Origin of the sequence: Porphyrobacter sp. TH134 (assembly GCF_002855495.1) — a bacterium.
Taxonomy (GTDB): domain Bacteria; phylum Pseudomonadota; class Alphaproteobacteria; order Sphingomonadales; family Sphingomonadaceae; genus Erythrobacter.
The window spans coordinates 17,690-39,898 of the sequence record NZ_PKRO01000029.1; the positions used below are offsets into that span (position 1 = coordinate 17,690).

Consider the following 22,209-nt stretch of genomic DNA (forward strand, 5'->3'; position numbering starts at 1 on the left):
TCTTACCCCTTATCTCACAGCCAAAGGAGTTGCCGGATGGCACTCGAAATCCTGATCGTCGACGACGAACGCGATATCCGCGAACTGGTTGCCGGGGTGCTCGGCGATGAAGGCTATGCTTGCCGCACCGCGGCCGACAGCACCGAAGCGCTCGCAGCCATCGATGAACGGCGCCCGTCGCTGGTGCTGCTCGACGTGTGGCTGCACGGAAGCCAGATGGACGGGCTCGAACTGCTCGATGCGATCAAGGCGCGCGAACCGAACCTGCCGGTCATCATCTTTTCGGGCCACGGCAATATCGACACGGCGGTCGCGGCGGTGGGCCGCGGGGCGATGGACTTCATCGAAAAGCCGTTTGAGGCAGAACGCCTGCTGCTGCTGGTCGAACGCGCGACCGAAACCGAGCGGCTGCGGCGCGAAAACAGCCGCCTGCGAGAAGGCAGCTGGGGCAGCGCGGAGTTCACCGGCAATTCGCCGTCGATCAACGCGGTGCGCGCCACGCTGAAGCGGGTGGCAAGCACAGGCAGCCGGGTGTTGATCTCTGGTCCCGCCGGAGCCGGTAAGGAAGTCGCTGCGCGGCTGCTGCACGCCTGGAGCGCGCGCGCGAACGGGGCATTCGTGCTGGTCAATTCGGCCCGCATCACCCCCGAACGGTTTGAACAGGAGCTGTTCGGCGAGGAGGCTGGCGGCAAGCAGGTGCGACCCGGTCTGCTGGAACTGGCCGATGGCGGCACGCTGTATCTCGACGAAATCGCCGACATGCCGCTGTCCACGCAGGCACGGATCCTGCGCGTGCTGACCGATCAGAGCTTCGTGCGCGTTGGCGGCACCCGGCAAATCGGAGTGGACGTGCGCGTCGTTTCATCGACTACGCGCGATCTGACCGTGGAAATGGCCGAAAAACGGTTCCGGGAGGATTTGTTCTACCGGCTCAATGTCGTGCCGGTGGTGCTGCCGGCCTTGTCCCAGCGGCGCGAGGATATTCCGGCGCTCGCCGAGCATTTCTTTACCCGTTATTCCAACGATCAGGGCCTTGCCCCGCCCGAGATCACCGCCGAAGCAATGGCCGCGCTGCAAGCCTATGACTGGCCGGGCAATGTCCGCCAACTGCGCAATGTGGTCGAACGAACGATCATCATGACCCCGCGCGAAAGGCTTGGCACGGTCGAGCCTGACATGCTGCCGCCGGAAATTATCGGGGGCCAGATCGGCCTCGCCAGCGAAAGCCTGACCGCGATCATGGGCGTGCCCTTGCGCGAGGCGCGGATCAGTTTCGAACGCGAATATCTGGCTATTCAGATCCGGCGGTTTTCGGGGAACATCTCGAAGACGGCGAGCTTTATCGGGATGGAGCGATCCGCTCTGCATCGCAAACTGAAACTGCTCGGAATGGCCGATCGCCGCGATGACGACGACTGACCTGCAAAACAGCTTGGGGCAAATCAATTCTTGTCCCCAAGCGACCTAATCGCCATTATAGTCAATGAAGGGCAGCCGGGCCCCGTTGCACGGCGGCCTCACTCTTGCGGACCGGAAAAACCGGCCGCCAATAAAAGGAGCCACGACCATGTCCAGCGGGCGAACGCTCTCTCCCCGTCCCGTTGCCCGGCCGGCCGCGCCGAGCGAACCGCGTGGCAGCGATGCCGGCAGCCAGGCAGCACGGCAGACAGGCAACCTTCAGGATGCATTCCTGAACCTCCTGCGCAAGAACAAGATCCCCGTCACCATGTTTCTGGTCAAGGGTGTCAAATTGCAGGGTATCGTGACCTGGTTTGACAATTTTTCGATTTTGCTCCGCCGCGATGGGCAATCGCAGCTGGTCTATAAGCACGCGATCAGCACGATCATGCCGGCGCAATCGCTTGATCCGGCGCAGTTCGGCAGCCAAGCGGGCGGACGCAAGCAAAAGCTGCTTCAGGATGTGTTCCTGAGCCGGGTGGCCGAGGCCGAAGTGCAGGTCACGATGTTTCTGGTCAACGGCGTGATGCTGCAAGGCCGGATTGCGGCGTTTGATCTGTTTTGCATGCTGCTTGAACGCGATGGTGCCGTCCAGCTGGCCTACAAGCACGCGGTTTCTACAATTCAGCCCGCCTCGCCAGTCGACCTTAGCGATGACGGTGATGACGATGGGATAGACGACTGACCTTCGAAAGCGATCTTCAGGACGAGGTAACCCGCGGCGCGCGGGCCCTGGTGCTGTGCCCGGATATCCGCTCGCTGCGCTATGACCTTGATCCTGCCGAAAGGTTGGCCGAGGCGGAAGGCCTTGCGCTCGCGATTGGTGTTGTGATTGCCCACTCGGCGGTGCTGCCCGTTCGCCAGATGCAGCCCAATACGCTGTTCGGATCGGGGCAGGTCGAGAATATTGGTGTGTGGTGCGAACAGCATGCGGCCGAACTGGTCATCGTGGATGGCGCGCTGACCCCGATCCAGCAGCGCAACCTCGAAGACAGGTTGAAGCGCAAGGTGATCGACCGCACCGGCTTGATCCTCGAAATCTTTGGGGAGCGGGCTGTGACGGCCGAGGGGCGCTTGCAGGTGGAATTGGCGCATCTCGATTACCAGCAAAGCCGCCTCGTGCGCAGCTGGACCCACTTGGAACGTCAGCGCGGCGGCTTTGGATTTCTGGGTGGTCCAGGCGAAACACAGATCGAGGCTGACCGCCGGATGATCCGCCAGCGCATGGGCAGGCTGCGGCGTGAACTCGATCAGGTTCGCAAGACCCGCACCCTGCACCGCGACCGCCGGGGCAGGGCACCGTGGCCTGTGGTGGCGCTGGTGGGCTATACCAATGCAGGAAAGTCGACGCTGTTCAACCGCTTGACCGGCGCTGATGTGATGGCTGAGGACTTGCTGTTCGCCACCCTCGATCCGACCATGCGCGCCATCGGCTTGCCGGGGGTTGAAAAGGTTATCCTGTCAGACACGGTCGGCTTTATTTCCGACCTTCCGACGCAGCTTGTGGCCGCCTTCCGGGCAACGCTGGAAGAAGTCACGGCTGCTGACGTGATCTGCCACGTGCGCGATATGGCCAACCCCAGCCATGCCGCCCAGAAAAAGCAGGTGCTGGACGTGCTGGCCGATCTCGGTGTCGTTGACGCCAAGACCGGCACCAGCACGATCCCGATCCTCGAAATCTGGAACAAGTGTGATCTGCTGGACGCTGAAAGCCTGGCCGAACTGCACGAGGCGAGCGAAGGGCAGGGCGCTGTGATCCTTTCCGCAGGCACGGGCGAGGGCGTCGATCTGCTCGAAGCCCAGCTCGCCCGCTTGCTCACAGGGGCTGCGCGCGAGGTCAGCTTTATCCTTCCAGTCAGCGATGGGCGACGGATTGCCTGGCTTCATGCCCACGGCGAAGTGCTGGCCGAGGCGGAGGCGGAGGGTACGGATGAAGGCCCGATGCGGCGTTTGACCGTGCGGCTCAACCCCAAGGAGCTGGGGCAGTTTGCATCGCTTTCTTAAAGGCTTACTCGGCTTTCTTGACGCTCTGCCACAAGGTTTCCTGCGCTTCGAGGGAGAGTGTGGAAAATTTCCCTTCCGCTAGAGCCTCCATCGCCCGAAAGCGGCGCTCGAATTTGGCATTGGCAGCGCGCAGGGCGTCTTCGGCGCTAATGCCGTGGGCGCGGATGAAATTGACCACGGCGAATAAAAGGTCGCCTGCTTCCTCGGCGCGGTTCTCGTCCGAGGTTGCAGCCTTTAGTTCTTCGATTTCCTCGGTTATCTTGGCTTCGGAGCCCGATGGGTCAGGCCAATCAAAACCCGTTCGAGCCGCGCGTTTCTGGAGTTCTTGGGCGCGCATCAAGGCGGGGAGCGCGATCGCGACGCCGTCCATGGCGCTGTCAGTGCCTTTGGCAGCGCGCTCTTCAGCCTTGAGATCTTCCCACCGGGCCTCGTCCATGGTGCCGCCGGCGCCGGCAAAGATGTGCGGATGGCGCGCTTCCATCTTGGCGCTGATTGCGGATGCGACATCGTTGAAGGCAAAGTGGCCGGCTTCCTCGGCCATACGGGCGTGAAACACGACTTGGAGCAACAAGTCGCCAAGCTCGTCGCGCAGGTCTGTCATATCGCTGCGCGCGATGGCATCGGCCACCTCATAGGCTTCCTCGATCGTGTAAGGCGCGATGCTGGCGAAGTCCTGTGCCAGATCCCATTCGCAGCCGCGTTCCGGATCGCGCAAGCGGGCCATGATGGCGAGCAGCCGATCAATGGGGGACTGATTTTGGGCCTCGCTCATGCCGATCCTCAAGATTGATAATATATATTATGTAAAATCTATAGCAAGGCGCTTGCAGTGTCCCTGGCCACAAGGAACCACTCCACGATCAGAAACAGCCCCCCGAAAATCACCACCCAGATAAGCGCCATCTTGAGCATTTGGCTCCATTTGAGCCGGTAAGATGCCAAAGACACGCAGCATACCACAAGCCAGGCGATGCTGGTGATGACAGGCAGCAGCAAGTCCGGGTTCATGCGACGATTTCCAGCCCGTCATAACCGACCGTCACGAAGTCTGGCACTTCGTCGCATAGCGTCCGGTAATCCATGCTCTTGTCGAGATGGCTCAGGACCACACGGCCAGCCCGGCATTGTTCGCCCAGTTCGATCGCCATCGCCAAATGCGCATGGGTGGGATGCGGATCGCGGCGCAGGCAATCGCTCACCAGGATGTCGACCTTGTAGAACAAATCGATCATCTCATCGGAAATCGCACTGAAATCCGTAGCATAGCCGATACTCTTGCCATCGGCTTCAAACCGGTAGGCCGTGGTTTCTCCGGGTCCATGCGCCATTTGGCACCAATCGACCCCGAAGCCAGCGATCATTCGCAGCCGATCAAGCGTGTCCAGCGTGCAGATCGTGGGGTAGCCTTCCTGGCCTGCGAAAACATAGCCGAAGCGCTGCCGCAGCCGGCGGACGGTTTCGGTTTCGGCAAATCCGGGGATCGGCCCGCCGCGGCCGTATCGCAGCACCCGCAGATCATCGATGCCATGGCAATGATCGGCATGATCATGCGTCCAGAACACAGCGTCGAGATGACCAATCCGATTGGCGAGCAATTGTGCGCGGCAATCTGACGAGGTGTCGACCAGCAGCCGCTTGCCTTCATTGCTTTCGACCAGGATCGAGACCCGCGTGCGGCGGTTGCGTGGCTCTTCGGGGTCGCAGTCACCCCAATCGCCCGTGCCGTCAGGCCCGCCCAGCCGCGGCACACCGGTTGAGGTGCCAGAGCCGAGCATGACCAACTTCACAGGCGGGCCTTGCTGAAAAGCTGGAAGAAATTGCGCGTCGTCTGCGCCGTCAACTGTTTCACATCCGTTCCACGGAGGTCGGCGACAAAGGCCGCTGTGTCGGCCACATAAGCCGGCTCGCACACCCTGCCCCGATGCGGAACCGGCGCGAGGAACGGACTGTCGGTTTCAACCAGCAGCCGGTCTTCAGGAATAATCGTTGCAACCTCTTGCAAGGCCTTGGCATTCTTGAAGGTTACGATGCCTGACAGTGAAATCGTCAGGCCGAGCGCCAGCACCTTGTGGGCAAAATCAGCGGACGCGGTGAAGCAGTGGATCAACGCGGGGTAGCTGCCCTTCCCCATCTCCTCGGCGAGGATTGCGTGGGTATCGTCTTCAGCATCGCGGGTATGGATAATCAGCGGGAGCTGCGTTTCGCGGGCAACATCAATATGCATGCGGAACAGCGACTTCTGCGCCTCTCTGTCCGACTTGTCGTAGAAGTAATCGAGCCCGGTTTCGCCAATCGCGACCACGCGGGGGTGCCGGGTCGCTTCGAGCAAGGCGGCACGGCCCAGATCCTGATGCGCATCAGCCTCGTGCGGGTGAATGCCTACGCTGGCAAACACGTCAGGCTCTCGGGCGGCGGTGGCGACCACCTGATCCCATTCGCTCTGGCGGGTCGAGATATTGAGAAAAGCGCCGACGCCTGCCGCCCGTGCGCGGGCGAGCACTTCGCTCTGATCTTCAACCAGCCCTTTGTATTCGAGATGGCAGTGGCTATCGACCAGCATCAGGCAGCCCCGACCTCATCGACGGGCAGTTCGAGCCGCGGGAACAGCGGGGCGGGTGCGATGATCCGGTGATCATTTTCGGCCAGTGACGAATACCAGTGGCTGCGAATGCCCTCGATTGTGCGAAGATTTTCGGTAATGCCCAGCGTATCCAGCAGCTTGGCGCTGCTTGCCGGGATGACCGGACTGATCGCGACCGCCAGCTGCGCAATGCAGATATACAGGGTGGCCAGCACGGTCTCCATCCGCTCGGGATCGGTCTTGCGCAGGGTCCAGGGCGCCTCGCTGTCGATATAGGCGTTGCAGGCGAATACCGCCTGCAACCACGCCTCGACCGCTTGTTGCAAGGCAAGACCCTCGAAAGCCTCGGGAATATCTTTTGTCAGCGCTTGGTCCACGGTCGCAAAGAGCGCGCTGTCGGTGTCCGCATGACCGCGAATAGCGGGAAGGTAGCCGTCAAGGTTCTTGGCGATGAAGCCGAGCGTGCGCTGCGCCAGATTGCCGAAGGCATTGCCCAGTTCACCATTGGCCCGTTGAACAATGGCTTCGGGCGAATAGCTGCCATCCTGTCCGAAGGCGACTTCGCGGATCAGGAAGTATCGCAGGGCATCAACCCCGAACGTTTCGGCCAATGCCAGCGGATCGGTGACATTGCCGAGCGATTTTGATTCCTTCTGCCCGCGATTAAGCAGAAACCCGTGTCCGAACACCTTTTTCGGCAACGGCAACTTGGCGCTCAGGAGGAACGCGGGCCAGTAAATCGTGTGGAAACGCACGATGTCCTTGCCGATCAGATGCAAGCTGGCAGGCCACAGCTCGCCCATGTCGTCAGGATAACCAAGCCCCGTCAGATAGTTGGTCAGCGCATCGACCCACACATACATGACATGGCCGTCGCTCCCCGGCACCTTCACACCCCAATCGAAACTGGTGCGGCTGACCGACAGATCGCGCAGGCCGCCTTCGACAAAGGCGATCATCTCGTTGCGGCGGCTCGCCGGTTCGAGAAAGCCCGGTGTCTTCAGCAATTCAAGCAGTTGGTCCTGATACTTAGAAAGCCGGAAGAACCAGCTTTCCTCGACCGTCCATTCAACCGGGGTGTCCTGGGGAGACAGCTTTGCGCCGCCCTCACCTTCCACCAATTCGCTGGCGTCGTAATAGGCTTCGTCGCGGACGGAATACCAGCCTTCGTAGCGATCAAGGTACAGGTCGCCTGCGGCCTCCATGGCTTGCCAGATCGCCTGGCTGGCGCGGTGATGATCCGGCTCACTGGTGCGAATAAAGCGATCATACGATACATTCAAAGCATCGCACATCTCTCGGAAATAGCCGGACATTTCATGAGCCAAAGCAGCAGGCGTGCGCCCTTGCTCCTCAGCCTTGCGCGCCATTTTGAGGCCGTGCTCGTCGGTGCCGGTCTGGAACCGGACGCGGCGGCCTGACAGGCGCTGGAAGCGCGCGATCACATCGGCTGCAATCGCCTCGTAGGCGTGGCCAATATGCGGGCGCCCATTCGGGTAGCTGATTGCGGTGGTGATATAGAAAGGGGTGTTTTCGGGGTCAGCCATGGGCCGGTTCGCTAGCGGGAGCGGCCGCGACAAGCAAGCTGCCGATCTCGAAGGGGATCATCCCGGGATCGAAATTGGCCGTTGGCGCTTCGGCGGCAAGCCGAACGAGCGCGGCATGCGCATCAATCAGCCGGGCGCGGGTTTGCAGGTCAGGCGATGTGCGTGCAGCCCCGGCCACCAGCGATTGCGCAAGGTCCAGCACGGCCTGCAACCGCTCGCGGTCAGCGCGCGGGCCAATCAGGCGTGCAAGCTCGCCCCGCCCTGTCATCCCCGTGTCGCCGCGTGCAATCAGCGCGGCAATCACGGCGGCCACCGGAGCAAGATTTTGCGCGGCAAATCGCATGGCTGCGCCAAAGGAGCCTTCCGCCGCGGCGATCGCCTGAGGGTCGGCGGCGAGGCCTTCACTGGCCAGCATCGCTGCCAGCTGGCTATCGGTCAGCACCGGAAAGCGCAAAGTGCGGCAGCGCGAACGGATGGTCGGCAGCAGGCGCGCAGGCCGATGGGTGACCAACAGGAAAAACGTGCCCTGCGGCGGCTCCTCAAGGCTTTTGAGCAGGGCGTTGGCGGCGGATTTTTCCAGATCATCGGCCGGATCGATGATGATCGCCCGCCTGCTCCCCAGCGTCGGGCGGGTGACAAGGCGCCGCTGCATGGCGCGAATCTGCTTGATGCGGATCGAGCGTGCAAGTTCGAACGGCTTGCCTTCGGCCTGCGCCTTCTCGCCCTTATCGTCCTTGGGGCCGTAGGTCAGGGTGATGATATCAGGGTGCTCGCCGGTGGGCTGGGGAACGCCCTCTTGCGCCACCAGTGCCCGCGCGGCCGCCATGGCAAAATCGCGTTTGCCAAGCCCCGCCTTGCCCGCCAGCAACCAGCCGTGATGCATCCGCTCGCCATCAAGCGCATCGCGCCACTGGCGCCATGCTTCGGCATGGTTGGGCCATTCTGTCATGCCAGCAGATCGCCGATCGCCAACAGGATACGCTGATGCACAGCGTCCGGGGCGCCGATGGCATCGATGACCGCAAAGCCCTGCGGGTCCGCCTTGGCCAGCGCGCGGAAAGCCGCAGCCACCGCGCGGTGATATTCTGCGGGGCGCCCCTCGATCGCATCGGCCCTTTCGCCGCGCGCGGCAAGACGGCCAGCCAGCGCAGCCTCATCGCCTTCGAGCAGGATCACCCGGTCAGGGCGCAGGCCCGCACTGCCGAACGCGTGGAGCGTGGTGATCGCTTCGTCGCCCAATCCCCCGGCGCTGCCCTGATAGGCGCGGCTTGAATCGACAAAGCGGTCGCAGATGACCCACGCGCCGCGGGCCAGCGCCGGGCGGATCAGATGCGCTACATGATCGGCGCGCGCCGCTGCAAACAGCAGGGCCTCCGCCTCGGCCGGCCAGCCTTCGCCCGGCGGATCAAGCAGCAGGGCGCGGATTGCTTCGGCCCCCGGCGTGCCGCCCGGTTCGCGCGTGATGACCACCGCAATGCCGCGCGCGCGCAAGGCATCGGCAAGCAGCCGGGCCTGGGTGGATTTGCCCGCCCCCTCCCCGCCTTCAAAAGCGATGAACCGGCCGCGCGCACCGCTCACGAGAACACTCCCGCGACAGCATTGACGATGCGGTCAAACGGACCCGCCACCGACACCGGTTGAGCGGCATAGAGCGGGATCCGGGCGGGCGCGATGCCCGGTGCCGTCACTTCCAGCACGGCGACCTCCTGCCCGGCCGCCAGCGGCGCGCGCAGGGGGCCATCATAACGGATCGTGGCGGCAAGGTCGCCGGGATTGCTTCCCCGCGGCAGATTGATGGCGACCGGCCCTGCTGCCTTCAGACCCACTGTTCTGGTATCACCGTCCTGCACCCGCGCTGTGCCCACCACGGCGCCGGCACCGAACAGGGGTTTACGCTCAAACGCATTGAAGCCCCATTCGATATAGGCGCGCGCCAGCCGTCCGCGCAGCCGGCCATTGTCGACCCCGGCCAGCACTAGCACCAGACGCTGCCCATTGCGGCGCGCCGTGCCGAGATAGGAGAAGCCCGATTCGTTGGTAAACCCCGTCTTGATCCCATCAGCGCCCGGGACCTGCCCAATCATCGGATCGTGGTTGACCTGCGCTATGCCTTTGTAATCAAAACCCCTTCGTCCGATATAATAGCCAAACTTGTCCGGGTGACGGGTGACCATGGCACGGGCCAGCGTCACAAGATCATTGGCGGTTGTGAAGGTCCGCCCCTCATCGGGAAACCCATTGGGCGTACCAAAATGGCTGCCTGTCATGCCCAGGCCAAGCGCCGTCCGGTTCATCGCGCCGGTCCATGCAGTGACCGATCCCGCGTGACCTTCGGCCAAAACCGCCGCGCCATCATTGGCCGAAACATTGGCAATGCCCAGCAACAGATCATCGACCCGCACCCGCTCGCCTGCATCAAGAAACATGGTCGATCCGGTGCGCCGCCAATCACGCGCGACAGCAGGGCTCATCGCAAAGACCTGCGCCGGATCAAGCCGCCCGGCGGCAATGAGCTCGAAGGCGAGGTAGAGCGTCATTACCTTTGTGACCGATGCTGGCATGAAGCGCCGGTCAGGATTGCGCGCGTGCAGCACCTGTCCGCTACCCAGATCCACCAGCAGCGCCACCGGCGCTTCGGTGGCCGTGGGGACAGCCGCAGCAGGCCGCGCAAGATCACGCGGGGCGGCGGCGACCGGTCCTGCCAGAGCGGCATTGAAAAATACGAGCACAGCAAGCGCAAGGCGTATGGGTGTTGGGGACATATCGCGGCAGGCTATACCTGCGCCCCGCGCGCTTGGCGAGGCAGCGGGCGGCGTCAGTTCACGATTTCGTCCGCCAACAGTCCGACGCTGAGGGCATAATAGCTTGAACAATTATATTCGAGGATCGCGCGGTAATTGCCCGTGAGCAGCCATGCCGGTGTTCCGGGGCCATCGGGCTGGAAGAATGACACCATGACGTCATCGGCAAGGCCGCTTTGTGCCACCACTCCGACGCCGCGCCACTCGGCCACGGTCATCCACCGGCTCAGGCGTTCGTGCACGCGAGGGCAGACGGGTGAGACAATGCGGGTGCGATAGGCTGATGCGTCAAAGCCTGCCGGCACACTGGCGCGCACACCCCAAGGCTGGCCCGGCCGCCATCCGGCATCGCGAAAATAATTGGCGATCGACGCAAAGGTGTCGGCCCGGTTGGAGAAGATGTCCGCCCGGCCATCACCATCGCCGTCGCTGGCGAGGCGCAGATAGACGCTGGGCAGGAACTGGGGATTACCGAAGGCGCCGGCATAGCTGCCCACCAACTGCGAGCGGTCATAGCCCTTGTCGGCGACCCTCATCAGCGCGACAAACTCTCCGGCGAACAATTCGCGGCGCCGCCCTTCCCACGCCAGTGTGGCAAGGCTGCGGGCCAGATCAAAGTCACCTTTGACCCGGCCATAGCTGGTTTCATGCCCGAAGATCGCCACGATCACGTGTCCGGGTACACCATAGTCGCGCTCAATCCGGGCCAGCAGGTCGCGATGCTGACCGTAAACCGCGCGCCCGCCGCCAATGCGGGACGCATCGACATGGGTGGCAATATAGCCGGACATGGGCGGATAGCCCCGCGTGGTCGCGCTGCCGGGCTGATTATTATCAAGCGCAATCACCCGCGCGTTGGGGGTGAGCCCCGCGGTCATGCGCACAAGCGTATCCTCGCGCACCCCCTCGGCCCGGGCGCGCGCCTTGAGCAGTTCGAGATAGGCATCAAAAGGAATGCCATCAGCGCTGACCGCCTGCGCCGCCGCCGGGGCAGACGCTGGCGGAGCGCCAAGAAACAGTAACGCTGCAACAGCAAGCGCGATGATGGGAGGAAGCCGGGGAATCATCTGCAAGGGGATGTCACACCTTCGATGAATTCCCAACAACCGAACTGGGGATGACAGAGCCGAAAACTGTGGCTAGGGGCGGAAACGAGGACAGGTGGCCGAGTGGTTTAAGGCAGCGGTCTTGAAAACCGCCGTAGGTGCAAGCCTACCGTGGGTTCGAATCCCACCCTGTCCGCCACCATCCCAACCGCACTAGAAATGCAGCGCCCGGCCATAGGCGTCGAGCACGCTTTCGTGCATCATCTCCGACAAGGTCGGGTGCGGGAAAACGGTCTGCATCAGCTCCGCCTCGGTCGTCTCAAGCGTCTTGCCGACAGTGTAGCCCTGGATCAGCTCAGTCACTTCTGCGCCGACCATGTGCGCGCCCAGCAGCTCGCCCGTCTTGGCGTCGAAGATCGTCTTGATGAAGCCCTCCGCCTCGCCCAGCGCGATCGCCTTGCCGTTGCCGATGAAGGGGAAGTTGCCGACGCGTATCTCGTGGCCCGCTTCCTTGGCCTTGGCTTCGGTCAGGCCGACGCTGGCGACCTGGGGGTGGCAATAGGTGCAACCGGGAATATTGTTGCGGTTCAGCGGGTGCGGGTGGACGTCGGTGTTGCCCAGTTCCTGCGCGATGGCTTCTGCGCAGGTGACGCCTTCATGGCTCGCCTTGTGTGCCAGCCACGGGCCGGGCGTGCAGTCGCCGATGGCCCAAAGGCCCTTGGTCCTGGTGCGGCCATAGGGATCGATCTGGATGAAGCCGCGGTCCATGTCCGCCAGCCCGTCAATCCCGATATTCTCGGTGTTCGGGACGATCCCGATGGCGACGATCACGTGGGTGAAATCGCTGGTGGCGCTTTTGCCCGCCTTGTCCTTGATGGTGGCGGTGATGCCGCTGTCGGTCACCTTGATCGCGTCAACGCCGGCGCCGGTCATGATCGTGATGCCCTGCTTCTTCAGCGACTTTTCAAGGAAGGTTGAGACATCGGCATCTTCCACCGGCACGATCCGGTCGAGCATTTCCACCACGGTCACCTCGCTGCCGAGGTCGTTGTAGAAGCTGGCGAATTCGATCCCGATCGCGCCCGATCCGATCACCAATAGCTTCGCCGGGAGTTCCGTGGGTGTCATGGCGTGGCGATAGGTCCACACGCGCTTGCCGTCAGCGGGCGCGAAAGGCAGGTCGCGGGCGCGTGCGCCAGTGGCGACGATGATGTGCTTCGAGGTGAGGGACTCCTCCCCCTTGTCAGACGTTACCGTCAGGCTGTTCGCGCCCGTCAGCTTGCCCTCGCCCATATGGACGGTGATCTTGTTCTTCTTCATCAGGTGGCCGATGCCCTGATTGAGCTGCTTGGCCACCCCGCGGCTGCGCTTGACGATGGCGGCAAGATCCGCCTCGATCCCCTGCGCGACAAGGCCGTAATCCTTGGCGTTCTGCATGTAGTGGAAGATCTCGGCCGAACGCAGCATCGCTTTGGTGGGGATGCAGCCCCAGTTGAGACAGATGCCGCCCAGATTCTCGCGTTCCACAATCGCGGTCTTGAGCCCGAGCTGCGCGCAGCGGATCGCCGCGACATAGCCGCCGGGGCCGGAACCGAGCACGATCACATCATAGGAAGTCGACATTTCTTTCAGCCTTCAGGTCTTTGGGGAACAGAGTTGGGAAGTTGACAAAGGTTACAGCGTGTCACTTTCCCAGCATCGTTTTTATGCAGATAATTCAGGTGTTTCGGCGAAGATTTTCAAAGGTGACACAGGGAAGTGGCAGGCTTTCGATGCGGGGATGGTTGGCAGCTTGGGTACGCGTATCGATTACGCGATCTGCGCCAGGTAGGAAAACCATCACGCCACCTGCTCGACCGCGCGCGGGCGGCCATCCTCGCCGATCAGGACGAATTTGAAGGTGCCGCTTGCGACCTTGATGGTCGTCTCGCCGTTACGCTCGCGCGCGATGGCCTCGGCGGCGATGGTGAGCGAGGTGGTGCCGGTGGCGAGGAGGTCGCAATAGACGCTGAGCTCGTCCCCCACCGCCATCGCGCCCGGAAAGGCGAAATCGGTCGCGGAGACCACCACCGCCTTGCCCTGCCCCACGCGGCTTGCGAGAGAGCCAGCGCCCAGCGCCATCTGCGCCATCAGCCACCCGCCGAATACCCCGCCATAGGGGTTGGTGTCGGCGGGCATGGCGGTGACGCGGATTTGGGGGGAACGGTCAGTCATGTGCCTGTCGCTTCTCTTCGAGTTCAAACCAAAGGGCTGCTGCCAGACCGCCCCCGATCGCACCCAGAGAGACAACAATCGGAACAGCGACTAGTCCAAGCCAGCCAAGCAGGATCACTGACGCAGCAACGGTGCCGACGCCTGTGCCGGAAGCAATCAGGGCAGCGCGATTTTTTGCCAAGCCAAGCTTGCGAAGGCTCAGAAGCGTAGGCAACCCGAACACAAGCCCACCGACAGAAACGAAAAGCGCATAGAGCGGCACAACGACAAGCGGGCCCAAAAAGAGTTCGACCGGAGAGGGCAATCTGAGGTTGTCGGCCCAAGAGATGACGGCACCAAAGTAAGCAAGCGCAATCGAAACTAGGATTGCAATCAGCAGAAATGAGGCGATTGGACGAAACGTCGTCACACCACCAACCCCATCGGGTTCTCCACCAGCTGCTTGATCGCCTCCATCAGCTGCGCGCCGTCGGCGCCGTCGATGGCGCGGTGGTCGAAGCTGCCGCTGGCGTGGAGCACCGTCGCAACCTCAATTGCGCCATTCACCACATAGGGCGCCTGCTGCCCCGCGCCGACCGCGAGGATCATGCCCTGCGGCGGGTTGATCACCGCATCGAACTGCTTGATCCCGAACATGCCGAGGTTCGACAGGCTTGCCGTCCCGCCCTGATATTCGTGCGGCATCAGCTTGCCATCACGCGCCTTGCCCGCGAGCGTCTTCATCTCGGTCGAGATCGCGGCGAGGCCCTTGGTGTCGGCGTAGGTGATCACCGGCGTGATGAGGCCCGACGGCGCGGCCACCGCCACGGAGATATCGGCGCGCTCGTAACGGCGCAGCGTGTCGGCGTGGTAGCTCACATTGCACTGCGGCACGCGGATCAGCGCGCGGGCGAGCGCCTTGATCAGCAGGTCGTTGACCGACAGCTTCACGCCGTCAGGCTCCAGCGACTTGTTCAATTGCGCGCGCAGTTCGAGCAGCGGATCGAGCCGGATGTCGATGGTGAGATAGAAGTGCGGAACGGTCTGCTTGGACTCGGTCAGGCGGCGGGCAATGACCTTGCGGACGCCGGACAACTTTTCCTCTGTAAACGGCGCGCCGCCTTCGATGGCGGGGGCCGGGGCGGGCGCGGGTGCGGGTGCGGGTGCCGCTGCGCTTGCCGACGGAGCGGGCGACGCAACCGCGCTTGGCGTGAAGCTCTCGACATCGTCCTTCACGATCCGGCCATTCGGACCAGTGCCCTTGACCTGCGCCAAGTCGATCCCCTTGTCTGCCGCGATCCGCTTGGCCAGCGGGGAGGCGATGATGCGCTCTCCCGAAGCAGCGGGTTCGCGTGCCGGCGCGGCTACGGCTGCGGCGGGCGCTGGCTCTGGCTCTGGCTCTGGCGAGGGAGCGGGCGTACCGCCGCCCTTGGCAATCGCGGCCTCGACATCTTCCTTGGTGATCTTTCCCTTGGGGCCGGTGCCGGTCAGTCCGGCCAGATCGACGCCATTGATCTCCGCCAGCTTGCGTGCGGTCGGGGTGGCAGCGGGGCCGTCGGCGGCAGGGGCCTCCTCAGCGGGAGCGGGAGCCGCAGCGGGAGCAGGCGCGGCTTCTTCGCCCTCCACCGTCAGCCGCGCGATCACCGTGCCGACCTTCACGCCTTCGCTGCCTTCAGGGATGAGAATTTCCGCGATCACGCCTTCATCGACCGCTTCAAACTCCATTGTCGCCTTGTCGGTCTCGATCTCGGCCATGACGTCGCCGGAACGAACGGTGTCGCCCGCTTTGACCAGCCATTTGGCGAGCGTGCCTTCTTCCATGGTGGGCGACAAAGCCGGCATCTTGATGTCCAGAGCCATGATCCGCAGTAACTCCCGTTATCGATCCTTGGCCCGTCTCTGGCCAATTCCCTAGCGGCGGGCAAGGCCCAGAATGGGGGTTGAGCGCTGGGGACTTGCCAATCCATACGAATGCATTGATACCCCGGCGCCTAACGGGGCCTTGAAGACATGCGCACATTTCTGGTCATCATCGACGAGAGCGAGGAGGCAACCTCGGCTTTGCGCTACGCCGCAAGGCGGGCGGCAGCAGTGGGCGGCGCGGTGCATTTGCTGGCGCTGGTGCCGCAGCAAAACTTCAGCGCGTTCGGCGCGGTGCAGGCCACGATCGAAGCCGAAGCGCATGACCGGGCCGAGATGCTCGCTCACGGCGTGGCGGGCAACCTGCTGGCGACCAGCGGGATCATGCCGACCATTTCGGTGAAGATCGGGCAGGGCCAAAAAATCGTCAGCGAGTTTCTCGCCGAACACAAGGAAGTCGCAGCCCTGGTCTTGGGTGCAGCCAAGGGAACAGCGCCCGGGCCATTGGTCACGCATTTTTCGGCTGCGGCGGGCAACCTGCCCTGCCCGCTGTACATCATCCCGGCAGACTACGACGAGACCAGCGCCGATCATCAGGCCTGATAGCGGGCGCTATTTCTTGCGTCCCTGATGGCGGATATTACCGGGACGCCCGCGCTGGCCGACCATGAACTTGCCCGCCTTTCTCGGGCCGCCCGAAGTGCGAACGCGATCATCCGGCCGCTTGCCGCGAGGCTCAATCCGGCTTGTATCGGCATCGGGCAGCACGAATTTGAGCGCCCCGGTGAGCGGGTTGGCCTCAGCCAGCTTGAGCTTCAGCCGGTCACCGCTGGCATAGGTGGTGCCGCTGTCGGTACCGACCAGCGCCAGGGCGGCCTCGTCATGGCGGAAATATTCGCCCCCCAGGGTCGAGATCGGCACCAGTCCGTCGCCGCCAAGGCCGACGATGGTGGCAAAAAAGCCGAAGCCCTGCACGCCGGTGATGCGCGTGTCGAACACCTCGCCCACCCGGACCGAAAGCCACGCGGCGACATAGCGGTCGATGGTGTCGCGCTCGGCTTCCATTGCGCGGCGCTCGGTCTGGCTGATCGCGTCGGAAATCTGCTGGAGGCTCGCGCGGTCGCGGTCTGACAGGCCGGAGGTCGCGGGGATCGAACCCGGCGGGGCAGGCTGTTCCAGCTTGTACGCATCCACCAGCGCGCGGTGCACCAGCAGATCGGAATAACGGCGGATCGGCGAGGTGAAGTGCGCGTATGACCCCAGCGAAAGCCCGAAGTGTCCGGCATTGGCCGGGCCGTAATAGGCCTGGGTCTGGCTGCGCAGCACCGCCTCCATCACCAGCGCCTTTTCAGCCTCGTCGGTGACATCCTTGAGCATCCGGTTGAACAGGCCCGGCGTCACCACCTGCCCTAAGCTGAGCTTCTTGCCCATCGTGGCGAGGTAATCGCGCAGCGCAATCAGCTTCTCGCGGCTCGGCGGTTCATGGATGCGGTAGACCACCGGCGCGGTCTTGGCCTCCAGCGCCTTGGCCGCAGCGACGTTGGCGGCGATCATGAAATCCTCGACCACGCGGTGCGCATCGAGCCTTTCGCGGATCGCGATTTCGGCGATCTCGCCCTTTTCGTTCAGCACCACGCGGCGTTCGGGCAGTTCGAGCGCGAGCGGATCGCGGGCATCGCGCGCGGCGGACAATGCCTTCCATGCCTCCCACAGATTGGCGAGGTACTCCGGCGGCGTGCCGCTATCGACCGCCTTCTGCGCATCCTCGTAAGCGATGTTGTGCGCAATCCGCACCAGCGCACGGGTGAAGCGGAAACTGCTGACTTTGCCATCGGCGTTGATGTGCATGTGGCACGCCATCGCCGCGCGGTCTTCGCCTTCTTTCAGCGAGCAGACGTCGGCGCTCAGCACCTCGGGCAACATCGGCACTACGCGGTCGGGGAAATAGACCGAATTGCCGCGCTTCCTTGCCTCGCGGTCAAGCTGACTGCCGGGCCGGACGTAGAAGCTGACATCGGCAATCGCGACCAGCGCGTTGAACCCGCCCTGCCCATCGGGCTCGGCCCAGATCGCATCGTCGTGATCGCGCGCATCCGCCGGGTCGATGGCGACGATCGGCAGATGCCGCAGGTCTTCGCGGGTCTTGTCCGACAGCTTGAGCTTGGCGGCACGCGGGGCTTCTTCCAGCACCTCTTCGGGGAAGACATTGGGAATGCCGTGCTTGGCAATCGCGATCAGGCTGAAGCTGCGCGGCGCGAGCGGATCGCCGACGACTTCGATCACCTTCACCCCGGCGCGGTCAGAGCGGCCGACGCGCTCGGCGATCACGAGCTGGCCAGCCTCGGCCTCGCCCACGTCGGCAATCGGGGTCGATTGGCGCACCCGCTTGTCCACCGGCGCGAGCCAAGCCTTGCCGGTCTTGTCGATCTCCACCACGCCCATCAGCCCTTCGGTGCGCGAGGGCAGCTTTTTCATGACATGCGCCCGCCAACCCTCCGGGGCTTCCTCGGTGCGCGCCAGTACGCGGTCGCCTCGCTTGAGCGCCGGGGGGCGCTTCATCCCGGGCTTGGGTCGCGGTTCGCGGATGGTCAGGCGCGGGGCCTTGCCCGGCGCTTCGGGATCCCAGTTATCGGGTTCGGCAATCAGATCGCCATCCTCGATCGCGACGATCTTGAGCGTCGTGACCTTGGGCACCCCGCCCATGCGATGGAAGGCGGATTTCTTGCCGTCGATCAGCCCGTCCTCGGCCATGTCCTTGAGCAGGGCCTTGAGTTTGATCTTCTCCTGCCCCTTCAGCCCGAACGCCTTGGCGATCTCGCGCTTGCCCGCGGGAATGTCGGAGGACTGGATGAAATCGAGCACCTGCTGGGCGCTGGGCATCCCTTGGGGGAGTTTGGGGGGCTTGGGCATGGAAGCGCCCTAGCCCATAAGCATCGTCATTGCGAGCCGCAGGCGAAGCAATCCAGTGCGGTAATGACCAGCGCTCTGGATTGCCGCGTCGCCTGCGGCTCCTCGCAATGACGAAGGTTATTCCTTCCCAACCGGCTCGAACGCCCCGCCCGGCACGGCGCTGGAGACGGGCGAGCAATAGGTGTCCGCGCAGGCTGCAACGCCGAACATCCAGTCATCGCCGCGCACCTTCTGGACGTTGGTGATGACCTTATCTTGCGCGCCCGCAGCATTCGCGGCTGCCGGAGTTTCAAGCGAAACGATCGTCACGGCATCATCCCATTCGGTCGCATTGGTCGCGCGCTTGGCGATGGTGTAGGTCTGCGCGCCGTCAACAGCGCCCCATTGGAGCTCGGTGTCCACCCGCACTGCCGCATCCACCGTCACCTTGGGCGGCATCGGAGCACGCGCCAGCGCATCGAGCGCCCGCACATTCAGCTTCGTCACCCCGACGAGGTAGGCGAAGTCCATTTCCTCGATCGTATCGCCGTAGAACACCCCATCCTCGGTGCGCAGGTCCTGATGCTGGTGATCGTAATCCTCGACCCCGACGGAGAAGCGGATCGCGGGGTAGCCCTGTTGCAGGAACGGCACCTGATCGCCGCCGCGGCCCATGCGGTCGGTGCGCCAGATCTGGCGGACCTGCATTTCATCGGGATGCTTTGCGGCAAGCCCGGCCACCCAGCGCGACAGGTTGCGGCCCGGCGAATCGTTCTCGCCCCCGAACCGGGTTTGCGCAGCGCGAAGCCGCTCGGTCAGGTCAGCGCGCGGCCCTTCGGAAAAGACGCGCACCAGCTTGGGCTCGCAATAGCCATCCTTGCCGCAGGAATTGCCGATGATGTCGTTGTTGAGCACCGCCTTGACGGTGAAGCCCTGCGCCGTCGCCCAATCGGCGAGGATGCGGCCGCCGTGCAGGCCCTGCTCCTCGCCCGAAAGCAGCGCATAGATGATCGTGGTGGGATACTTCGTCCCGCTGAGCACCCGCGCCGCCTCGATCACCAGCGCGGTGCCGCTGCCATCGTCATTCGCGCCCGGTGCGTCGGAAGTCGCGTCCATCACGTCGGTCACGCGGCTGTCGATATGACCCTGCACGATCACGACCTCGTTCGGCCGCTCGGTGCCGCGCTGGATCGCGACCGCGTTGCGAACGAGAGTCGGCGTAGGGATACGCGGGCCGGTGACGGTGTCGCCGACGGGTAGCACTTCGAGACAATCACCGCACTTGGCGCCAATGCGCTTGAACTCAGCCAGCCCCCAGTCGACCGCCGCGCCGATCCCGCGTGTCGGATTATCCTGCACCGACAACGTGTGCCGCGTGCCGAAGCTGACCAGTTTTTCGACGTCGCCTTTCAGGCGGTCTTCGGACACCGCTTCGGCGGGGTGGGTCTGCGCGGCGAGCGGCGTGGCGATGAGGGCGGAGAGCAGCAGGGCATGTTTGATCATGCGCGCCTGTCTGCCCGCCCCGCCCGCGCGGCGCAAGACTAGTAAGCGCGCGCCACCAGAATCCGCTCGCGCGCCGGCTCGCCGGTGAAGATGCAGGCGCCGTCCGCAGGGGCGCCGCCGCGCGGCACGTTGCGGATCGTGAGTTTCAGCGCTTTCAGCTTCTCTACCACCGCGTCCAGCGCCGCGCCGGTGGGCTTGGCCCATTCGACCTCGACCCAGCCCGGATACTTGCCGCCCTTTTCGAAGTGGTCCGCCACGGCCTGCCACTCGGTGACGCCGCGGGTGATGTTGGCATCGCGGCGCGCGAGCGCCTCTTCGTACAGGCTCTGCTGGATCGCTTCGAGCAGCGCGCCTGCTTGCGGCGCGAAGTCGCCGTGAGCCGGATAGGTGAAGGCGGGCTTGCCGTTGGCGGTGTTCCACAGCTGGTCACGGCGCAGCACCGCGATCTTGCCCTCGGCCATGTCGCGCGGGCCGACTTCGATGATGACCGGCGCGCCCTTGCGCACCCAGTCCCAGCGCTTGGCCGCGGCCTTGCCGGGCTTGGTATCGAGCAGGACGCGCACCCGTTCGCCAAGAGCGGTCTGCGCGGCCAGCGCGGCGCGCACGGTTTCGCAATAGGCGATCAGTTCGGCATCCTCGGGCGCTTCGCGCAGCATCGGCAGGATGACGATCTGCTGCGGCGCGATGGCCGGCGGAACGCGCAGGCCGTCGTCATCGCCGTGGGTCATGATCACCCCGCCGATCAGCCGCGTGGAGACGCCCCAGCTGGTGGTGTGGCAGAACTGCTGCGTGCCTTCGCGGTCCTGATACTGGATGCCGGCCGCGTGCGCGAAATTGGTGCCGAGATAGTGGCTGGTGCCCGCCTGCAGCGCCTTGCCGTCCTGCATCATCGCTTCGATCGACCAAGTTTCGACCGCGCCGGGGAAGCGCTCGTTCTCGGGCTTCTCGCCTGCGATCACGGGCAGCGCGAGATCATCCTCGGCGCAGGCGCGGTACATTTCGAGCGCGCGGTGCGTTTCGGCGACCGCATCATCGCGCGTCTCGTGCGCGGTGTGGCCTTCCTGCCAGAGGAATTCGCTGGTGCGCAGGAACATCCGCGTGCGCATTTCCCAGCGCACCACGTTGGCCCACTGGTTGGTGAGCAGCGGCAGATCGCGCCAGCTCTGCACCCAGCGCGCCATCGCATCGCCGATGATGGTTTCGGACGTCGGGCGCACCACCAGCGGTTCTTCAAGCTTGGCGGCAGGATCGGGGATCAGCCCGCCCTTGCCGTCCGCAATCAGGCGGTGGTGGGTGACGACCGCCATTTCCTTGGCAAAGCCTTCGACATGCTCGGCCTCGCGGGTGAAGTTGGACAGCGGAATGAACAGCGGGAAATAGCAATTCTGCACGCCGGCGGCCTTGATCCGGTCATCCATCAGGCGCTGGATACGCTCCCAGATGCCGTAGCCCCAGGGCTTGATCACCATGCAGCCGCGCACCCCCGATTCCTCGGCAAGGTCAGCGGCGCTGATGACTTCCTGATACCACTTGGCAAAGTCGTCTTCGCGCTTGACGGTGAGCGCGTGGCGGATGTTGGACACGGGTGAGGCTTCCTGCTTGAACGGGGGCGGCTGTTGCCGCTGACGCGCCGCGCCTTTCCCGTTATTTGCCGAGTTCGTCCAGCTTCTTTTGCATCGCCGCCATCTGCTCGCGCAGCACGGCGATTTCGTCGCGGCTTTCGCCGGCGGCGGGCTTGGGCTTCTCGCGATCCTTGCCAACACCCTTGGCCATGCCCGGCAGAAGAACATCAGCGGCCGCGCGCATCATCGCCATGTTGGTTTCATGGATCGCGGCAAACGGCGTTGCGCTGATGCCTTTTTCAAAGGCTTCGCGGATCTTGGTCTGATTGTCGCGGAAATTGGCCATGCTGGCTTCAAGGTAGGACGGCACCATCGCCTGCATGGAATTGCCGTACATGCCGATCAGCTGACGCAGAAAGCTGACGGGCAGCATTTGCTCGCCATTGGCCTCTTCATCCATGATGATCTGCGTGAGGATCGAATGGGTGATATCGTCGCCGGACTTAGCATCAAGCACCTGAAACTCGACATTCTCGCGCACCATCCGCGCCAGATCTTCCAGCGTGATGTAACTTGACGAGGCGGTATTGTAGAGCCGCCGGTTGGCGTATTTCTTGATAATGATGGCATCGCCTGCGGTACCTGATGCTGCTTTCGCTCTGCCAACCATTAGACCTGTTGCGAAAGTGGGGATTAGGGGATTCCCGTTTGGCGTAAAATCTGATTCACGCTTTGGATGCAGAGGTTTTGCGCTGAGCGGCTGAT

21 protein-coding genes and 1 tRNA gene are annotated in these 22,209 nt (G+C 63.7%); 5 read left to right on the plus strand and 17 right to left on the minus strand.

All coding sequences use genetic code 11. From position 1 onward, the window contains the following. Window positions 1-36 precede the first annotated feature (36 nt). The 3 genes from ntrX (at window position 37) to hflX (ending at window position 3,462) form a co-directional block, all read left to right on the plus strand. Window positions 37-1,419, plus strand: a complete 1,383-nt coding sequence (gene ntrX, locus C0V72_RS12020) for a nitrogen assimilation response regulator NtrX (protein ID WP_101794384.1) — start codon at window positions 37-39, stop codon at window positions 1,417-1,419. Window positions 1,420-1,567: 148 nt separating this feature from the next. Further along, the gene (gene hfq, locus C0V72_RS12025; protein ID WP_101794385.1) at window positions 1,568-2,143 is read left to right on the plus strand and encodes an RNA chaperone Hfq; all 576 of its coding nucleotides are present in this window, start codon (window positions 1,568-1,570) and stop codon (window positions 2,141-2,143) included. A 50-nt stretch (window positions 2,144-2,193) separates the two neighbouring features. Then, window positions 2,194-3,462, plus strand: coding sequence for a GTPase HflX (hflX, locus tag C0V72_RS12030; protein ID WP_233999925.1), 1,269 nt, complete (start codon window positions 2,194-2,196; stop codon window positions 3,460-3,462). Window positions 3,463-3,466: 4 nt separating this feature from the next. Here hflX and mazG read toward each other — a convergent pair whose 3' ends face one another. The 9 genes from mazG to C0V72_RS12075 all read right to left on the minus strand — a co-directional run bounded on the left by mazG (window position 3,467) and on the right by C0V72_RS12075 (window position 11,458). Then, on the minus strand, window positions 3,467-4,234 hold the full coding sequence (gene mazG / locus C0V72_RS12035) for a nucleoside triphosphate pyrophosphohydrolase (RefSeq protein WP_101794387.1): 768 nt from the start codon (window positions 4,232-4,234) through the stop codon (window positions 3,467-3,469). A 38-nt stretch (window positions 4,235-4,272) separates the two neighbouring features. Next, entirely contained in the window at window positions 4,273-4,470 is a 198-nt protein-coding gene (locus C0V72_RS12040; protein WP_101794388.1) for a hypothetical protein, read from the minus strand. Next, the gene (locus C0V72_RS12045) at window positions 4,467-5,249 is read right to left on the minus strand and encodes an MBL fold metallo-hydrolase (protein WP_101794389.1); all 783 of its coding nucleotides are present in this window, start codon (window positions 5,247-5,249) and stop codon (window positions 4,467-4,469) included. The genes C0V72_RS12040 and C0V72_RS12045 overlap by 4 nt, the downstream gene beginning before the upstream one ends. Continuing rightward, window positions 5,246-6,022 carry a TatD family hydrolase gene (locus C0V72_RS12050; protein WP_101794390.1) on the minus strand — a complete coding sequence of 259 codons (777 nt, stop codon included), beginning with the start codon at window positions 6,020-6,022 and terminating at the stop codon, window positions 5,246-5,248. Before C0V72_RS12050 ends, C0V72_RS12045 begins: the two co-directional genes overlap by 4 nt. After that, a complete protein-coding gene (metG, locus tag C0V72_RS12055) occupies window positions 6,022-7,590 on the minus strand; it encodes a methionine--tRNA ligase (RefSeq protein WP_101794391.1) in 1,569 nt (522 codons plus the stop codon). The genes C0V72_RS12050 and metG overlap by 1 nt, the downstream gene beginning before the upstream one ends. Continuing rightward, a complete protein-coding gene (locus tag C0V72_RS12060; RefSeq protein WP_101794392.1) occupies window positions 7,583-8,539 on the minus strand; it encodes a DNA polymerase III subunit delta' in 957 nt (318 codons plus the stop codon). Before C0V72_RS12060 ends, metG begins: the two co-directional genes overlap by 8 nt. Further along, entirely contained in the window at window positions 8,536-9,168 is a 633-nt protein-coding gene (tmk, locus tag C0V72_RS12065; RefSeq protein WP_101794393.1) for a dTMP kinase, read from the minus strand. The genes C0V72_RS12060 and tmk overlap by 4 nt, the downstream gene beginning before the upstream one ends. Beyond that, window positions 9,165-10,319 (minus strand): D-alanyl-D-alanine carboxypeptidase family protein, encoded by a 1,155-nt coding sequence (locus C0V72_RS12070; RefSeq protein WP_233999926.1) that lies wholly within the window; start codon window positions 10,317-10,319, stop codon window positions 9,165-9,167. Before C0V72_RS12070 ends, tmk begins: the two co-directional genes overlap by 4 nt. A gap of 86 nt (window positions 10,320-10,405) precedes the next feature. Beyond that, window positions 10,406-11,458: a lytic murein transglycosylase gene (locus tag C0V72_RS12075; protein ID WP_101794395.1), complete on the minus strand. Its 1,053-nt coding sequence runs from the start codon at window positions 11,456-11,458 to the stop codon at window positions 10,406-10,408. An 88-nt stretch (window positions 11,459-11,546) separates the two neighbouring features. On the opposite strand from C0V72_RS12075, the gene C0V72_RS12080 reads away from it, so the two are divergent. Beyond that, a tRNA-Ser gene (locus tag C0V72_RS12080) sits at window positions 11,547-11,636 on the plus strand. A 14-nt stretch (window positions 11,637-11,650) separates the two neighbouring features. Here the strand turns inward: C0V72_RS12080 and lpdA are convergent. The 4 genes from lpdA to C0V72_RS12100 form a co-directional block, all read right to left on the minus strand. Next, a complete protein-coding gene (lpdA, locus tag C0V72_RS12085) occupies window positions 11,651-13,060 on the minus strand; it encodes a dihydrolipoyl dehydrogenase (RefSeq protein ID WP_101794396.1) in 1,410 nt (469 codons plus the stop codon). Between the two features lie 216 nt (window positions 13,061-13,276). After that, window positions 13,277-13,651: an acyl-CoA thioesterase gene (locus C0V72_RS12090; RefSeq protein WP_101794397.1), complete on the minus strand. Its 375-nt coding sequence runs from the start codon at window positions 13,649-13,651 to the stop codon at window positions 13,277-13,279. Next, a complete protein-coding gene (locus C0V72_RS12095; RefSeq protein WP_143704583.1) occupies window positions 13,644-14,060 on the minus strand; it encodes a hypothetical protein in 417 nt (138 codons plus the stop codon). Before C0V72_RS12095 ends, C0V72_RS12090 begins: the two co-directional genes overlap by 8 nt. Beyond that, window positions 14,057-15,490 carry a 2-oxo acid dehydrogenase subunit E2 gene (locus C0V72_RS12100; RefSeq protein ID WP_101794399.1) on the minus strand — a complete coding sequence of 478 codons (1,434 nt, stop codon included), beginning with the start codon at window positions 15,488-15,490 and terminating at the stop codon, window positions 14,057-14,059. Before C0V72_RS12100 ends, C0V72_RS12095 begins: the two co-directional genes overlap by 4 nt. Window positions 15,491-15,640: 150 nt before the next feature. Between C0V72_RS12100 and C0V72_RS12105 the strand changes: the two genes are divergently transcribed. Beyond that, complete coding sequence (locus C0V72_RS12105; protein ID WP_101794400.1) at window positions 15,641-16,093, plus strand: universal stress protein; 453 nt, start codon at window positions 15,641-15,643, stop codon at window positions 16,091-16,093. 9 nt (window positions 16,094-16,102) lie between these two features. Here the strand turns inward: C0V72_RS12105 and rnr are convergent, their stop codons facing one another. The 4 genes from rnr to phaR all read right to left on the minus strand — a co-directional run bounded on the left by rnr (window position 16,103) and on the right by phaR (window position 22,114). Further along, the gene (rnr, locus tag C0V72_RS12110; RefSeq protein WP_233999927.1) at window positions 16,103-18,400 is read right to left on the minus strand and encodes a ribonuclease R; all 2,298 of its coding nucleotides are present in this window, start codon (window positions 18,398-18,400) and stop codon (window positions 16,103-16,105) included. 117 nt (window positions 18,401-18,517) lie between these two features. Continuing rightward, the gene (locus C0V72_RS12115) at window positions 18,518-19,882 is read right to left on the minus strand and encodes a M28 family peptidase (protein WP_172439011.1); all 1,365 of its coding nucleotides are present in this window, start codon (window positions 19,880-19,882) and stop codon (window positions 18,518-18,520) included. A gap of 38 nt (window positions 19,883-19,920) precedes the next feature. After that, a complete protein-coding gene (locus C0V72_RS12120; protein WP_101794402.1) occupies window positions 19,921-21,465 on the minus strand; it encodes an aminoacyl--tRNA ligase-related protein in 1,545 nt (514 codons plus the stop codon). A gap of 61 nt (window positions 21,466-21,526) precedes the next feature. Further along, entirely contained in the window at window positions 21,527-22,114 is a 588-nt protein-coding gene (gene phaR / locus C0V72_RS12125) for a polyhydroxyalkanoate synthesis repressor PhaR (protein ID WP_101794403.1), read from the minus strand. Window positions 22,115-22,209: the final 95 nt, after the last annotated feature.